The 13,732-nt window shown below is 72.7% G+C and carries 13 protein-coding genes and 4 pseudogenes; 6 read left to right on the forward strand and 11 right to left on the reverse strand.

Going from position 1 to position 13,732, the window contains the following annotated elements; genetic code table 11:
* Nucleotides 1-58: 58 nt before the first annotated feature.
* Nucleotides 59-1,090: an aldo/keto reductase gene (locus ACFV0G_RS03230; protein WP_380540739.1), complete on the reverse strand. Its 1,032-nt coding sequence runs from the start codon at nt 1,088-1,090 to the stop codon at nt 59-61.
* 148 nt (nt 1,091-1,238) lie between these two features.
* Between ACFV0G_RS03230 and ACFV0G_RS03235 the strand changes: the two genes are divergently transcribed.
* Nucleotides 1,239-1,652: a MarR family winged helix-turn-helix transcriptional regulator gene (locus tag ACFV0G_RS03235; protein WP_380540742.1), complete on the forward strand. Its 414-nt coding sequence runs from the start codon at nt 1,239-1,241 to the stop codon at nt 1,650-1,652.
* A gap of 377 nt (nt 1,653-2,029) precedes the next feature.
* On the opposite strand, the pseudogene ACFV0G_RS03240 reads toward ACFV0G_RS03235, so the two are convergent.
* Nucleotides 2,030-2,134 (reverse strand): annotated as a pseudogene (locus ACFV0G_RS03240) (family 1 glycosylhydrolase); the annotation flags it as partial.
* A 525-nt stretch (nt 2,135-2,659) separates the two neighbouring features.
* Between ACFV0G_RS03240 and ACFV0G_RS03245 the strand changes: the two are divergent.
* The 4 genes and pseudogenes from ACFV0G_RS03245 to ACFV0G_RS03260 form a co-directional block, all read left to right on the forward strand.
* Nucleotides 2,660-2,947 carry a hypothetical protein gene (locus ACFV0G_RS03245; RefSeq protein ID WP_380540746.1) on the forward strand — a complete coding sequence of 96 codons (288 nt, stop codon included), beginning with the start codon at nt 2,660-2,662 and terminating at the stop codon, nt 2,945-2,947.
* A gap of 172 nt (nt 2,948-3,119) precedes the next feature.
* Nucleotides 3,120-3,376 (forward strand): annotated as a pseudogene (locus ACFV0G_RS03250) (transposase); the annotation flags it as partial.
* 354 nt (nt 3,377-3,730) lie between these two features.
* Nucleotides 3,731-4,039: a hypothetical protein gene (locus tag ACFV0G_RS03255; RefSeq protein ID WP_380540749.1), complete on the forward strand. Its 309-nt coding sequence runs from the start codon at nt 3,731-3,733 to the stop codon at nt 4,037-4,039.
* Nucleotides 4,040-4,104: 65 nt separating this feature from the next.
* Nucleotides 4,105-4,419: pseudogene (locus ACFV0G_RS03260) on the forward strand (GNAT family N-acetyltransferase); the annotation flags it as partial.
* Here ACFV0G_RS03260 and ACFV0G_RS03265 read toward each other — a convergent pair.
* The 9 genes and pseudogenes from ACFV0G_RS03265 to ACFV0G_RS03305 all read right to left on the reverse strand — a co-directional run.
* Nucleotides 4,367-4,525 (reverse strand): annotated as a pseudogene (locus ACFV0G_RS03265) (family 1 glycosylhydrolase); the annotation flags it as partial. The pseudogenes ACFV0G_RS03260 and ACFV0G_RS03265 sit on opposite strands and share 53 nt — an antisense overlap.
* 435 nt (nt 4,526-4,960) lie before the next feature.
* Nucleotides 4,961-6,184 (reverse strand): MFS transporter, encoded by a 1,224-nt coding sequence (locus ACFV0G_RS03270; protein ID WP_380540752.1) that lies wholly within the window; start codon nt 6,182-6,184, stop codon nt 4,961-4,963.
* 155 nt (nt 6,185-6,339) lie between these two features.
* Nucleotides 6,340-7,230, reverse strand: a complete 891-nt coding sequence (locus ACFV0G_RS03275) for an aminotransferase class I/II-fold pyridoxal phosphate-dependent enzyme (RefSeq protein WP_380540756.1) — start codon at nt 7,228-7,230, stop codon at nt 6,340-6,342.
* The gene (locus ACFV0G_RS03280) at nt 7,227-7,880 is read right to left on the reverse strand and encodes a transcriptional regulator (protein ID WP_380540759.1); all 654 of its coding nucleotides are present in this window, start codon (nt 7,878-7,880) and stop codon (nt 7,227-7,229) included. Before ACFV0G_RS03280 ends, ACFV0G_RS03275 begins: the two co-directional genes overlap by 4 nt.
* 69 nt (nt 7,881-7,949) lie before the next feature.
* Entirely contained in the window at nt 7,950-8,723 is a 774-nt protein-coding gene (locus tag ACFV0G_RS03285) for an alpha/beta fold hydrolase (RefSeq protein ID WP_380540762.1), read from the reverse strand.
* 67 nt (nt 8,724-8,790) lie between these two features.
* Nucleotides 8,791-9,243, reverse strand: coding sequence for an SRPBCC domain-containing protein (locus ACFV0G_RS03290; protein ID WP_380540766.1), 453 nt, complete (start codon nt 9,241-9,243; stop codon nt 8,791-8,793).
* Nucleotides 9,240-9,602, reverse strand: coding sequence for an ArsR/SmtB family transcription factor (locus tag ACFV0G_RS03295; RefSeq protein ID WP_380540769.1), 363 nt, complete (start codon nt 9,600-9,602; stop codon nt 9,240-9,242). Before ACFV0G_RS03295 ends, ACFV0G_RS03290 begins: the two co-directional genes overlap by 4 nt.
* A gap of 87 nt (nt 9,603-9,689) precedes the next feature.
* Complete coding sequence (locus ACFV0G_RS03300; protein WP_380540772.1) at nt 9,690-11,099, reverse strand: histidine-type phosphatase; 1,410 nt, start codon at nt 11,097-11,099, stop codon at nt 9,690-9,692.
* 144 nt (nt 11,100-11,243) lie between these two features.
* Entirely contained in the window at nt 11,244-12,629 is a 1,386-nt protein-coding gene (locus ACFV0G_RS03305; protein ID WP_380540775.1) for a serine hydrolase domain-containing protein, read from the reverse strand.
* Between the two features lie 163 nt (nt 12,630-12,792).
* Between ACFV0G_RS03305 and ACFV0G_RS03310 the strand changes: the two genes are divergently transcribed.
* The gene (locus tag ACFV0G_RS03310; RefSeq protein ID WP_380540779.1) at nt 12,793-13,500 is read left to right on the forward strand and encodes a TetR/AcrR family transcriptional regulator; all 708 of its coding nucleotides are present in this window, start codon (nt 12,793-12,795) and stop codon (nt 13,498-13,500) included.
* Nucleotides 13,501-13,732: the final 232 nt, after the last annotated feature.

Here is a 13,732-nt window from a genome sequence, read left to right on the forward strand (position 1 = left end):
GAGCACGCCGACCGGGACCGTGTCGGTGAAGCCGCGAAGTCCGGCCGGCCGTCGGCGGTCACTTCCGCGCGCTTGCAGACGGATTCGGGCCGCGTTCGTTGTCCAGCAGGGCCATGAGGGGTGCCGCGTAGCGGGTTCCGACCACCGCATCGGCCGGGACGGCCTCGTCGATGGTGCGCAGGTCTGCGTCGGTCAGGGCGACGTCGATCGCGGCCAGGGCCTCCGCGACGCGGTGGGGTCGGCGGGTGCCCAGGACGGCCACGATGGTGCCGCGCTCACGGCTCCGGGCGACGACCCAGGCGGTGGCGAGTTGCGCGACGCTGATGCCGCGCGCGTCGGCGAGCGGCCGCAGCCGTTCGACGAGGGTGAGGTTCGCGGCGAGGTTGTCGGGGTGGAAGCGGGGCAGCCAGTGGGCGCGCGGGTCACCTCCGGCGGGTTGCCGGTAGGTGCCGGTGAGCAGGCCGTGCGCGAGGACCCCGTAGGCGGTGACGCCGATCCCCAGCTCGCGGCAGGTGTCCAGGACGCCGTTGGCCTCGGGTTCACGGCTGAACAGGGAGTATTCGATCTGCACATCGCAGATCGGGTGCACGGCGTGGGCGCGGCGGATGGTCTCGGGCCCCACCTCGGAGAGCCCGATGTGCCGCACGTACCCGGCCTGGACCAGCTCGGAGATGGCGCCGATCGTGTCCTCGATCGGAGTGTCGGGGGCGAGGCGGGCGGAGCGGTAGATGTCGACGTGGCCGGTGTCGAGGCGGCGCAGCGAGTAGGCGAGCGCGTTCTTCACGTGGGCGGGACGGCCCTCGATGCCGACGAAGGAGCCGTCGGGGCCGCGCAGACCGCCGAACTTGACGCTCAGCAGCGCCTTTTCGCGATCGCCGACGCGCAGGGCGCGGCGGATGAGGTCCTCGTTGTGGCCCATGCCGTAGAAATCGGCGGTATCGAGGAGGGTGACGCCGGCGTCGAGGGCCGCGCGGATCGTGGCGATGGCGTCGGCCTCGTCGGCGGGGGCGGTGTGGTCGGACATGCCGGCGCAGCCCAGTGCGAGAGGGGGGACCTGCGGGCCGCCGGCTCCAAGGGATCGGGTCTGCACGGTGCCTCCTGCGGTGCGTGAAGGGTGGACGCGGCCGACAGGGGCTGCCGAGGGCGCAGCCACCTGTTAGCGTTGACATCTCAACACTAAGAAAAGGCGCGTTGATATGTCAACACTGAATGGGGAGGCCGCCGCGCGGGACGAGGCCATGACCGACGCCGCGTGCGAGCCCGTCGATTTCTGGAGCGCCTTCAAGCGCGCCCACGAGGTCGTCCGAGCCCGCGTGATCGCGGACACCGCCGAGGCGGCGGGCCTGTCCGAACCGGACCTGACGATCCTCGCCAACCTCGACAAGGCGGGAGGCAGCCTGCGCCAGAGCGAGCTCGCCGCGTCACTGGGCTGGGACCGCACACGCATCTCCCACCAGCTCACCCGCATGGGCAAGCGCGGACTCGTCATCCGCGAACGCACCGGCGGTGTCATCGTCACCCTCACCGACTCCGGACGTACGGCCATCACCGCCGTACACCCCGGCCTGGACACCGCGGTACGCCGCCACCTCACCGACAAGCTCTCCGCGCAGGAGATCGAAACCCTGACCTCCGTGTTCCGCCGGCTGTAGGCGCCGGAACGGGCCGGCCCGGCCAACGGCTCCGTCCCACATGCGCCGGTGACGGAGGGCGACGTCATTCCGGCAGGTCAGGGCAGCGGTCACGGCGACCCGGTCCGGCTCGACGCCTGCACGGTCAGCGCCGCCGACCCCGGCCCAAAGCGGCGAGCAGCCGCGCCCGCCAGGCGGACGCCCTGCGGCGAGTACGCCCGGTCGGGACGGACGAACCGTCGGCGATGACCGCTGCGTCCGTCGAACACCCGCCTTCGCCCCTCGCGACGGCGCGCCGCCGTCGAACGCCCTCCATCACAAGGCGGCCGATCGGCATCGAACCCGACTTGGACAAGCTGCCGCACGGATGCCCGACGACCCGTCGTGCAACGCCCAATGGCGGCGGTCAGGTCGCGGTACCAGGCGAACGACGCCTTCGGGGTGCGCTGCTGCGTCTCGAAGTCGACGTGGACGAGGCCGAGGCGCCGGTGGTCTCCCCCGGCCCGTCGAACACCCTGTCATCGTATTCGCCTGCCGGATCGGACAGAGAGGGACGCCCCCGCAGCGAGCCGTGGGCTTCCCGCCATGGATCGGAACCTGCAAAGACGACCAGGCATGCCTGCTGCTCAGGCCGGCGGCGGCAAGCGGGCGCTGTGTTCACGTCGGTTCGCCGGCACCAAGCCGCTCGGCGCGCTCGAGCAGGTCGCCGAAGCGTGGATATCGAGACCGAACCCCAGCCCGTGCATGAACGATCGCCGCGCGGTCAGCCCGGACCACCCCGGCTTCGGCCGGACACCGAAATCGATCCGCCAGGACCAACCTCATCGGTGCGGACTTGTCCCGGGCATCGACGCCCGACGCCCATTCGGGCGGGCAGCAGTGCCGCTGTCATCGACTTCCCCGATCCCTGCGGCCTGAGCAGCTCACGTGGCCATCGGCTGTTATCGAGAGCATCATGAGCAGCAGCGATCAGTGATCGACTGCCCGGCGCCACCCGACCGGCCGGGCGCACACCCGAGGAGATTGCTTTGCAGTTCCGCGTCGCCGACCTCACCCTTCACTGGACCGGCACCGACGACACCACCCCGCCCGGCCACGTCATCGCGGCCGGCCACGATCCCTTCGGCGACCTCCGCATCTTCCTCTGGGCCGGCAATGCGCCCGATGACGACGCCTACCGCGGGTCCCTGCTGATCAAACGCCACCAGACCGTCGCTGCCTACGGCCCCGGCGGTGACTACATCACTGGCCTTGGCGACCAGACCGCGCTCCTCGCCCGGCTCGCCGACAACAGCGCTCATCAGAAAAACGGCTGAGGAGCCGCACGACACGCCTGCACTTCCGGTGGTACAACGGCTGACATCGCGCATCCCGGAGACACGACTCGGCGCCCCAGTCCGCTCTGCGGCCGCGGCTCCAGCCAGCTCCGGACGAATCTGCCAAGTGGTCGTCTGGTACGGCCCGAATCTCCGTCTACTGTCCTGGCACGGCCACCACCCGCTGTTCGCGTTCGTCGACCACGGCTTCGAAGGTTCCGGGGAGCCGGTGGCGGGTCTGCTGCGGCCGGGCAACGCGGGCAGCAACACCGCGGCCGACCACTTCGAAGCAGCCCGCCTGGCCCTGGCCCGGCTACCGAGTGCCGGCGCGGACGGCGCACCCTGATCCGCACCGACTCCGGCGGCGGCACCCACAAGTTCCTCAACTGGCGCACCGCCCGCGGACGACGGCTGTCCTACTCGATCGGGATGGCCGTCACCGAAACCGTCCACGCCGCCGTGCTCCTGATCGACCTCGGCCGGGACCCCGGCCGTCGAACCCGGCGGGCAGGTTCGCGACGCCGCCCGGAACCAGGTCTGGCCGGAGAGCATCCAGCTCGCACTCGACCTGCTCGCCCCGCCGGAACCCGACTGACCAGCGACAGCGCGGCCCCATCCCGACGAGTCCCCACCCTTCCGAAGCCGTAGAATCCGGCGCCCGCCCGGCCCGACAGCCGGGCTATCAGCATGCCCACAGACCGAAACATCCTGGCCCGGAGAGCAGAAACGGCCCGCCAGCAATACTGACGAGCCGTCATGCAAGGTCGAGGCTAGAGTGTTCGAATGCCTTCACATCTCAGTCCCGGTGCCTCGGGAGCCATTCGCCGCTTTGCCGGATGGGTTGCCCGCAGTTCGGTGGGTCACCCGATGCTGGAAGGGATCGACTACTGGGAGGAACTGCGTAAGTCGCCTTCCCAGATGGAGATCTGCTTCGCCATCTTCGCCAACGTCCTCGAACTGGACGAGCAGGGAGAGCCGGTCAACGAGAAGTACGCCGAGCGCCGGGCCGCAACGTGGCTCCACCAATACTGCACCGGCGAGCTGCCCCCGGGCCAGCCGCCCATCGAGTCGTGGGAATGCGAGCTCAATTGACGTACGATCACTGACGGCCCAGGATTTGTAGCACGCGGATTCGGCGCCGTTGATCCGTGGGCGGCATGCCAGAGCTGCGCACCGGTCGTCTCCCGCTCTGCCGGTGGCGGGACTCCGACCTCGAGCCGTGGGCGGCGATGAACGCCGATCCCGAAGTCCGAGAACATGTGAGGGAACCGCTGAGGCGGGAGCAGAGCGATGCCCCGGTGGCCCTCATGCAGGCCGAGTTCGACGAGCGAGATTCTGGCTGGTGGGCGCTCGAACCGCGGAAGACCGGTGAGTTCGTCGGCCGCGTCGGCTTGGACGAGGTGGATGCGGACCTGCCGTTCACGGGGACGGGTATCTGGTGGCGGTTGATGCGTTCGGCATGGAGGCCCGGTGAGCGGCTATCAGGTCGCGGTACCAGGCGTACGAGGCCTTCGGCGTGCGCACCTGCGTGTCGAAATCGACGTGCACCAGGCCGAACCTCTGATGGAACCCCTCAGCCCGTCGAACAGACTGTCATTGTAGCCGCGACCGTCCGCAGCCCCATCACGCCGTGCAACCCGTGCCCCGCAGTGTCCCCAGCGACAATGTGAACAAGGCTCCCGCTGCCGCCTGCGATGATCTGACCCGCTTGACCCCAGATCAAGGAATTAGGTGTTTCTGCAGGTCAGGCGCCGAATGCTACACACCTCGCCGTGTCGCTGAGCTTGAGATGTTCATCCGCCCGACTACCCCCCCCGGACCTCGGCGCCACCTCCCAGCCACTCGAGAAGCACACCGACCCGCACACAGATACCCAGCCAACGGCTCTCCGAAGGTGCCCGTTCCAGCCGCAACACCCCCGTACCAGCGACGCCCGCGCGCTGAGTTGGTCTACAGGCCTGGGCGAGCATTTCCCAAGACGCCGGGTAGCACCGCACGTCGGCCCTCCGCACCTCAGGAGTGGTGCACCACTGGTTGGAGTCGGGCGTCGTGGGCGAAAGTACGAGCGATGACCAGCGGTAGGAGGGCCAGGACTGCGGGAATCGCGAATGCGAGGCGGAAGTGGCCGCTGGAACCGATGAACCCGCTTGCGGCCGCCCCGCTGATGACGCCCAGGTAGTTGAAGAGGTTCAGACGGGCGAGGATGGCTTCGGCGGCATCCGGTTGCAGCCGCCCGGCGGTGGCGAGACACAGCGGGGTGAACGCGGAGACGCCCAGGCCCACGAACCCCGCTGCGGCAATCGCGTACGGCCAGCCGGGCGCCCCGGCGAGCGCGGCCAGGGCGGTCGCGGCGCCCAGCGCGGCGGCGCGGATCACCGCGGCCGGCCCCGTCCTGCGGATCAGGTGGTCGGCGCAGGCTCGTCCGGTGATGGTGCCCGCCTGGTAAGCCGCGTAGGCCAGGGGCGCCGTCGGCAAGGACGCGGCGAGGACCTGGTGGAGGTAGACGGTCGACCAGGCCGAGACCGTGGAGTCGATGACGTACGCGACGAGGAGGACCAGGCCGAACGGGACGAGTTTGGCCCACATCCTCCGGCCGAGCGGCACTGCGGCGGTCTCGGACGGTGTGCCGGATGCCGCCGCGTCCGCGATCGGGTGGGAGCGGATGGTCAGGGCGAGCGTGAGGACGAGGGCGGCCTGAGCGGTCAGGATCTGCTCGGGCGGCCTGCCGAGGCGAGCCATGCCCGCCGTCAGGAGGGCCGAGGCGACGCCTCCCACGCTCCAGAGGGCGTAGAACGACGAGAAGATGCTGCGCCCGTACGCACGCTCGACCGCCGCGGCCCGGGTGTTCACGGAGACGTCGATGCCGCCCAGGGCCATTCCGAACAAGAGGTAGGCGACAGTGACGCCTGCCTGACCGGGCGCCCACCCGATCAGCAGCAGGGCGGCGGCAGTCGCCACGGCGGCGCAGCGCATGGCGGCGACCGCGCCCACCCGGCGGATCGCCGCCATCCCGGCGAAGCTGCCCGCGCCTGCGGCAAGTGCGACGGTGACCATCAGTACGGTGGTCACCGGCGACGACAGCCCGAGCTGCTCCTGGATGCCCGGCACAGTGGTGAACACCGCCGCCACGGCGGCCCCCTGGGCGGCGAACACGGTTGCCGTGACGCGTCGGGCGCCCGCGAGCGGGCCTCTTCGGCGGTCGTCCGCCGGTACCGCAGCCTGCAAGAAGAGAGTCATGGCGCGCCTGCCTGCCGGGCGCTCGATGGGCACCGGCGCATCTCGATGGATCGGATTGCCGCAACCGTACGGAGCGGATCCGGCCTGGTTCAGGGCGCCGGGGGCCAGGTGGCGGACTCCAGCGGCCACCACGCGAACCGGCAGGGTCCGCCCGTCTACAGTGGTCCTACTGGCCCGGTCCAGGCCCTGCTGAGAGAGACCGCAATGCCCGATGCCCCCGGCCCGGCGAGTCCGCCGGGCACCAGCCGCAGCACCTCGGCGACCATTCCGCCGGGGGCGGAGTTGCAGATGGTGGTGTAGTGCTTGGCGCGCTCCAGCCGGGCCAGCAGGCCGCGGTCGCGGCAGGTGATCCAGCCGACCCGCAGGCCCGGGAGGCCGAGGGCCTTGGAGGTGACGTTCAGCGACAGTGCCCGCTCCGACAGGTCGGCGGCCTGCGGCAGGGCGCGGGCCGGGTCGCGCTCCAGCCCCCGGTAGACCTCGTCGCTGAACAGGTGGATGCCGCGCTCGTCGCAGATCCGGACGAGTTCCTCGAAGTCGGCGGCGTCGATGACCTTCCCGGTCGGGTTGTTGGGGAAGTTCACCGACACCACCCGGGTGGTGGGGCGGATCGCGGCCCGCACGGCGTCGAGGTCCAGCGCCCAGTCGCGCTCCGGGTCGAGGGCGACGCCGGTGACCTCGCAGAGGGCCAGCGGCACGGTCTCGGCCGCCTGGTAGTTGGGGGTCACCACGACGGCGTGGTCGCCGGGCCCCAGCAGGACGTTCATCGCCAGGTAGAGGCCCTCCTCCGCGCCGGCGAAGCAGATCACGTCCGCGGCGTCCGCCCGCTCGTAGGTGGCGGCGATCGCCTCCCGCAGTGCCGGGTCGCCGTAGGTCTCGGTGTAGCCCAGGGAGAGGTTCTCGAAGGCGGACCGGTCCCCGTCGTCGGCGAGGGCGAGCAGCTCGGCCAGCGTCATGGTCTGCACGTCGGAGGCGGTCAGGTGGTGGCGTGCGGTGAACTCCCACCGGGAGAAGTAGGTTTCGAGGCGGAAGTCGGGCAGCCGGGTCATGGTGTTCGGTCCTTCGTGCTCGGTGCTCGGAGGTCGGCCAGCAGGCCGTACAGGGTGGAACGGGAGATCCGCAGGGCCTGGGCGACGACCGGGGTCGCGCGGCGCACCGCGAAGACCTTGGCCTCGTCGAGCCGTTCGAGGACGGCGAGGCGGTCGGCGCGGGTCAGCCGTTCGACGGGGCGGCCGCACTCGCGCACGTACCCGCCGACGACGTGCTGGATCCGCTCGGCCCAGTCCTGCTCGAAGAGCGGTTCCGGGCGGCCCGCGGTCGGGGCGCCGAAGGCGGAGAGTACGGCGGCGGCCTGCTCCAGCGGTGTCCGGTCGAGGTTGACGCACAGCACCGCCGACACCCCGCCGTCCGCGTCGCGCAGCACCGCGCTGACCGAGGAGAGCCGCCGGCCGTCGGCCAGCAGCTTCTCGTACGGGCCGAAGACGTCGCGCGCCGACGGGTCGAGTGCGTCCAGCTCGCCGAGCTGCGAAGGGTCGCCGGGGCGGCGCGAGCCCATCGGGTTCCAGATCCCGAGGATCCGGTCGGTCCCGGCGTCGTGCAGCACGACCTCGGCGTACGGGCCGAGCAGCAGTGCGACGGCCTGGCACACCGGAGTCCACAGGCGCAGCCGCTCGTCGGTGGTGTCGTCCGCGGTTCCCATGTCTGGACTGTACGTCCAGAATGGATGAACCGTCCAGACCGATTCCTCCGCCGCGCGGCCGGCCGTGGGTCAGCTGCCGAAGAACTCCGCGAGCACCGGGGCGAGCACGGCCGGATCCGGGTCGTGCGTCTGGCCCTCCAGCGTCCGGTACTCCGCGTGCGGCAGGGCCTGCGCGGTCGCCGCGGCGGCCTGCCGGAGCAGCGGCGGCGCGGCGCCGCCGGCCAGGACCAGTGCCGGAACGGCCACCCGGGCCGCCAGGCCGCGCGGCACGCTCCCGTCGCCGAGCGCCGCGTCGTCGTACGCCAGGGTCGGGGCGAGTGCCTCGAACGCGGCCCAGGACGGCTGCGCGCGCATCCCCGCCACGGCGGGCTCGGGCAGGCCGACATGGGCCAGGAACAGGGCGACGGCGTCGCCGCGGCGGCCGGCGGCGAGCAGCTCCTGGAGCCGCTCGGTGTACTCCTTGGCCCGGTCGGCGCGGCCGGCCTCGGCGATGAACGGGGGGTCGTGCAGGACGAGCCGGGTGATCCCGGGCTCGGAGGCGGCCGCGGTCAGCGCGAGCGCGGCGCCGGAGGAGATGCCGTAGACGCCGGCCCGGCCGCCGGCCGCGGCGACCACGGCCCGCAGGTCCTCCACCTCCCGGGCGACCGCGAACGGTGCGGTGTCGCCGCTCTCGCCGCGGCCGCGGCGGTCGTAGAGGTGGACGGTGAAGTCGGTTGCCAGCAGTGCGGCCAGCGGCCGCGCGGAGCGGTGGCAGAGGGCGCCGTCCACCAGGACGATCGCCGGTCCGCTGCCGGACCGCTCACAGGTGAGGGGAGTGCCGTCGGCCGAGGTGATGACAGGCATGGTGCGGCCCTGCCTTTCGCGTGGATCGGGAGGGAATCGGAGGAGGGTGGGAGGGGCGGGGGCGTGGCTAGCCGTGCTCGGCGGCGAGGCCGGCCGCGTACGCCGCGAAGCGGTCGAGGCTGGTGGCGAACCCGGCCTGCGCCTCGGCGCTCAGATAGGCGGCGGGCACGTTGGTCTGATGGGTCACCACCTCGGTGCGGCCGTCGCGCAGGTCGGTGAAGGTGACGGTCGTCCGCATGCCGCCCTCGACGTCGGCCTCGATCCAGACCAGCCGGTCCGGCCGGCTGACCTCCGCGTACACGGCCCGCATGGTGTAGGTGCTGCCGTCGGCGTCGCTGACCATCGTGGTCTCGAACGCCCCGCCCGGCCGCAGGTCCACCACGATGCCGTCGAGCGGCGTGGTCGTCCCGGTCGGACCCCAGAAGCGGGCCAGGTGCTCCGGGGTGGTCATGCAGTCGAACAGCAGCTCGGGCGAGGCCCGGTGCACGCGCCGGTAGGTGAGTTCGCCGGTGGTGGTCATGGTGTGCTCGTCTCCTTGGCGCCCCGCTGCTCGGCCCGCAGGGCGGACAGGTGCTCGTCGAGGCGGTCGTGGCGGTCGGCCCAGACCTGCCGGTGCCGGGCGATCCAGTCGGTGGCGGCGTCCAGGTGGTCCGGCTCCAGCACGCACGGGCGCGACTGCGCCGCGCGGGTGCGGGAGATGAGGCGGGCCTGCTCCAGCACCTTCAGGTGCTTGGACACCGCCTGCTGGGTCATCGCGAAGGGCTCGGCCAGCTCGTGGACCGTGGCGCTGCCCCGGGCCAGGCGCGCCAGTATCGCCCGTCTGGTGGGGTCGGCCAGCGCAGCGAACACCAGGCTCAATTCGTCGTCGACGACTGTCATACCTCGACAGTACGCACAACCGCCAGCTTGCACAACCGATCGGTTGTGCAAGCCGCCGGCCGGGTCGGGAGGCCCTCCGGCCCGCGGTCAGCCGCGCCCGAAGCAGCGCTCCAGTTCGGCCAGGTCGTAGAAGAAGCTGCCCCGGTCGATCGGCCGGCAGGACGCGGGGAACGCCGTCTCCCGCTCGTTGTAGAGCATCCGCACCAGATAGCGGGTGCCCTCGGCGGGCCGGCCGTCCGTGCCCCCGCCGTCCGTGCCCCGGCCGGGCTGCCGCGGCCCGGCGAAGACGTCCCACTGGACGTTCGCGGCCATCGGCGCCACCTCGGCACCGCGCCACGGGTTGGTGCGGTACGCGTACGGGTCGTCCGGAGCGGCCGGGCGGGTGCTGCCGGGCAGCCCGAGCAGCACCGCCAGCGGCTCGATCTCCTCGGCGTGGGTGAAGCGGAGCACCGCGCCGCTCCCGCCGGTGCCCGCGGCGGCCGCCTCCGCCCGGGCGAACAGGTCGTCCAGCAGAACGTGCGCCATGCCGTAGGTGATGGTCCGTCCGCGGAACGCCGGGCCCTTCTGGTAGAACTCCTCGGCGTCGTCCAGGTAGGCGAACCACCGGGCGTCCTCGGCGGGCAGGAACGGATCGAGGTCCACCCCGGGCGCCTCCGCCCTCAGATCCGGCGCGGCGCCGTACAGCTGGTACAGCGCGCGGCCGAACGCGACCCGGTCGGGGCCGGCCATCGCGGCGGCGAAGCCCGGCCGGAACAGCCGGGCGACCACGTGCCCGGCCGCCCGCGCGGTGCCGGGCTCCCCGTCGATCTCCGCGAGGACGGCGGCCAGCTCCGGGTCGCCCGCCAGGTAGGCCCGGTAGTCCGCGTTCTGCGGCTGCTTGTGGAAGTACAGCAGGTCGCGGTCGGTCACCGGGGGCCGGATCAGTCCTGCCAGCGCCGGATCTCCGGCGGCCAGGCCGGCGGTGAAGGCGTTCGCGCTCGCCACCGCGCGGGCGACGCCCGAGGTCTCGACCGTGATCGGCCGTCGGCCGGCCTCGATGTCGTGGAAGAGTGCGGGCAGCCGCTGTTCCATCCGCAGCGCGGTCTGCCGCTGCTCCTCGGCGCCGCGCGCCGACAGGCTGCCCCAGCCGAGCGCCGCGGCGCCGGCCAGCAGTGCGCGGACCTGCGGGTCGAGCCGCTCCCCGAGCCGGGTGAGCCCGTCCTGCGCCCGCGCCGCCTGCAGCACGGCGAGGACGGTCCGGCCGTCGCTCGGGTCGGTCATCGCCCGGGAGCCGTGCCGGGCCACGTTCTCGGTGAACACCGGGGTGAAGCCGCGCGGCACCGGCTGGTAGTCGTGCAGGTCCTGCTGCGGTGCGTAGGGCGTCTTGGTGCCGTAGAAGTGCCGGTCGGCGCGCGGCGGGCGGCGCTGTTCCTGCGCGGCGGCGGGGGCGCCGACGGAGGTGGCCGCGGCCGCGAGGGCTGCGGCCAGGGCGAAGGCTAACGGGGCGGTGCGCTTCACGGGTGGCCCTTCGGGGACGCGGGGCCGCCGACCGGGCGGTGGCGGCGTCACGCACCTTTACAGCGTAGGCACAATCCCCGGTGGCCGGACGCCGTGCCCGCGGTGAGGGGCGGGTGAACAGCGGCGTCCGGCGCGGGCGGCCCATCAGTCGGCGACCGGCCCGGTCCGGGTGAACAGCCGCCCGGCCAGGTCGATGCCCAGCACCGTGCCGGCCTCGTCACGGGTGAAGTAGCCGCGCTGCCCCTTCAGGCCGCCCTCGGTGACGATGTACTCGTCCTCGCGGCCGGGCAGTCGGCCGAGGCCCGCCGGGGCGTGGTCCGGCGGGATCTCGGTCTCCGAGGCGGCCCGGATCTCGGGCCTGATCCGGACGTCCAGGGTCAGCCCGGTGCCGTCGGTCGCGACGGTGAGCGTCATCGCGTCGATCTCGTAGTGCCCGGCGACCTGGCGGGCCCAGGTCTCGTCGTGGGGGAGCGGCTGCGGGTCGCGGTCGGCCACGCCGAGGTGGGTCTGCAGCGCCCAGCGGACCACGGCCTGGTTGAACAGGATGCCGTCCGGGCCGGCGTTGGACAGGGCGACGACGGCGAAGTCCCGCTCGGGCACCGTGAGCAGTTCGGCGAACTGGCCGTTGCCGGAGCCGCCGTGCCCGGCGGTGCGGACGCCGTCGACGTCGCGCAGGAACCAGCAGATGCCGAGCGCGTCGCCGAGGGTGCTGCCGCGCAGCTCCACGGTGGGCTGCCGCATCCGGCCCAGCAGCTCCGCCGGCAGCAGCCGCTCGCCGCCCGGCGCGCGCCCGTCGCCGAGGTGGAAGGCGGCCCAGCGCAGCTGGTCGGTGACGGAGGAGGCCAGGCCGCCGCCGGGGTTGTTGGCGCGGGTGGGCCGCCACTGCCGGGCCGTCGACAGGGTGCCGTCCGCCTCCCGGTTGTGGCCCTCGGCGAGGTGCCCTGCCGTGGCGCCGTCCGGTGCGAAGGTGCTCCGCGACAGGTCGAGCGGTTCGAGCAGCAGGGCGGAGACGGCCCGCTCGTAGCTCTGGCCGGTGACCTTCTCGATGATCCGCCCGGCGAGGTTGTAGCCGGCCTGGCTGTAGGAGGAACGGGTGCCGGGCTCGGCGATCAGGGGGAGCCCGGCCAGCTCGGCGGTGAAGCGGGCCAGGGCGTCCTCGCCCGTGCCGGTGTCGGTGAGGAGGTTCCAGTCCAGGCCGGCGGTGTGGTTGAGCAGGTTGAGCACGGTGATGGCGGACGCCGCCCGCTCGTCCGCGAGGACCAGCTCGGGGACGTACCGGCGGACCGGCGCCGCCAAGTCGACCCGGCCGTCCGCGACCAGGCGCATCAGCGCGGTGGCGGTGACGGTCTTGGAGACCGAGCCGACCTGGAAGAGCGTCTCCGGGCCGACCGGGTGCGGGTCGTCGATGCCGGTCACGCCGTGGCAGGCGACGGTCTCCTGCCCGTCGGCCAGGATGCCGACGGCGACGCCCGGGATGCCGAACTCGGCGGCGGTCGCCTCGACGAACTCGGACAGTGTTTCGGTGGCCATGGAACGTCCCTCTCCCCTGTGTCCCCTGGGCGCCGGGCCGCTCCACGGTGGCCTGGCGCTGACTTGCACTGTGTTCAAGTCGAAGGTAGAGCAGACTTGCACACTGTGCAAGTGCGTATTGAACACTGTGCAAGACGGTCGCCGGCTGCACTATCGTGACCTCATGCCCCGTGACACGCTGACCCGCGAACAGATCGTCAGGGCCGCCGTCGAGCTCCTCGACGCCGACGGCCTCGAAGGGTTGAACATGCGGGCGCTCGGCCGCCGGCTGGGCTCCGCCGCCACCGCCGTCTACTGGCACGTGGGCAGCAAGGAGAACCTCATCGCCCTCGCGGCCGACGAGGCGTGGGGCGAGGTCGCCCTGCCCGACCCGGCCGGGGTCGGCTGGCGCGCCGCCGCCACCGCGATGGCCGAGGACCTGTACGCGATGCTGGGCCGCCACCCCTGGCTGGTGCAGGCCTTCGGCTCGTACGTCCTGTTCGGGCCGGGCAAGGCCCGCCACGACGACCACGCCCTGGCCGTCCTGGAGGCGGCCGGCTTCGCCGGGGCGCGCGCCGACCGGGCGGCCGCCGCCGTCTTCACCTATGTGTTCGGCAACGCCCTCGGCCCCGCCGCCCAGGTCTCGCTCACCCGCAAGCTCGGCCGCGACGGCGGCGACGCCGGGGAACTGATGGACGAGGCGCTGGCCGGCGCCCGGGAGGTCGCGGCCGGGTTCCCACGGCTGGCCGCCCGGCTGGGGACGTCGGCCGCCGAGGAGTACGGCGCGGCGCCGGACGACAGCTTCGGCTACGGCCTGCGGATCCTGCTCGACGGCCTGGCGGCGGACCTCGCCGGCCACGCCGGGGAGCGGAAGTCAAGCTGCCCGGTATGAAGCAGCGCAAGGTCCGGCTCGACGACAGTAGCGACCAGGTGCTGATCCGCCGCGCCGGGCCGGTGTCCGGGCGGTGCACCTGGAGGAGTCCGAGAGCGCGGTGGCACCGCTTCCTGGCCGCTGCCGGCTCGGGCGACCCGGGCGGCGACGTCCGGCGACCGGGGCGCGCGGGCCCGACCCCCGCGGGCCGGGGGAAGTGACCCGCCCGAAACCCCCCCCCCCCACCCCCCCC

The organism is Kitasatospora sp. NPDC059571 (assembly GCF_042735675.1).
GTDB lineage: Bacteria > Actinomycetota > Actinomycetes > Streptomycetales > Streptomycetaceae > Kitasatospora.

Excerpts from the sequence above, each read along its gene's own strand:
- ACFV0G_RS03285 (WP_380540762.1), bottom strand. The coding sequence starts at position 8,723 with ATGCCTGTCATCACCTCGGCCGACGGCACTCCCCTCACCTGTGAGCGG.
- ACFV0G_RS03280 (WP_380540759.1), bottom strand. The coding sequence starts at position 7,880 with ATGGGAACCGCGGACGACACCACCGACGAGCGGCTGCGCCTGTGGACT.
- ACFV0G_RS03270 (WP_380540752.1), bottom strand. The coding sequence starts at position 6,184 with ATGACTCTCTTCTTGCAGGCTGCGGTACCGGCGGACGACCGCCGAAGA.
- ACFV0G_RS03255 (WP_380540749.1), top strand. The coding sequence starts at position 3,731 with ATGCCTTCACATCTCAGTCCCGGTGCCTCGGGAGCCATTCGCCGCTTT.
- ACFV0G_RS03235 (WP_380540742.1), top strand. The coding sequence starts at position 1,239 with ATGACCGACGCCGCGTGCGAGCCCGTCGATTTCTGGAGCGCCTTCAAG.
- ACFV0G_RS03290 (WP_380540766.1), bottom strand. The coding sequence starts at position 9,243 with ATGACCACCACCGGCGAACTCACCTACCGGCGCGTGCACCGGGCCTCG.
- ACFV0G_RS03305 (WP_380540775.1), bottom strand. The coding sequence starts at position 12,629 with ATGGCCACCGAAACACTGTCCGAGTTCGTCGAGGCGACCGCCGCCGAG.
- ACFV0G_RS03295 (WP_380540769.1), bottom strand. The coding sequence starts at position 9,602 with ATGACAGTCGTCGACGACGAATTGAGCCTGGTGTTCGCTGCGCTGGCC.
- ACFV0G_RS03310 (WP_380540779.1), top strand. The coding sequence starts at position 12,793 with ATGCCCCGTGACACGCTGACCCGCGAACAGATCGTCAGGGCCGCCGTC.
- ACFV0G_RS03275 (WP_380540756.1), bottom strand. The coding sequence starts at position 7,230 with ATGACCCGGCTGCCCGACTTCCGCCTCGAAACCTACTTCTCCCGGTGG.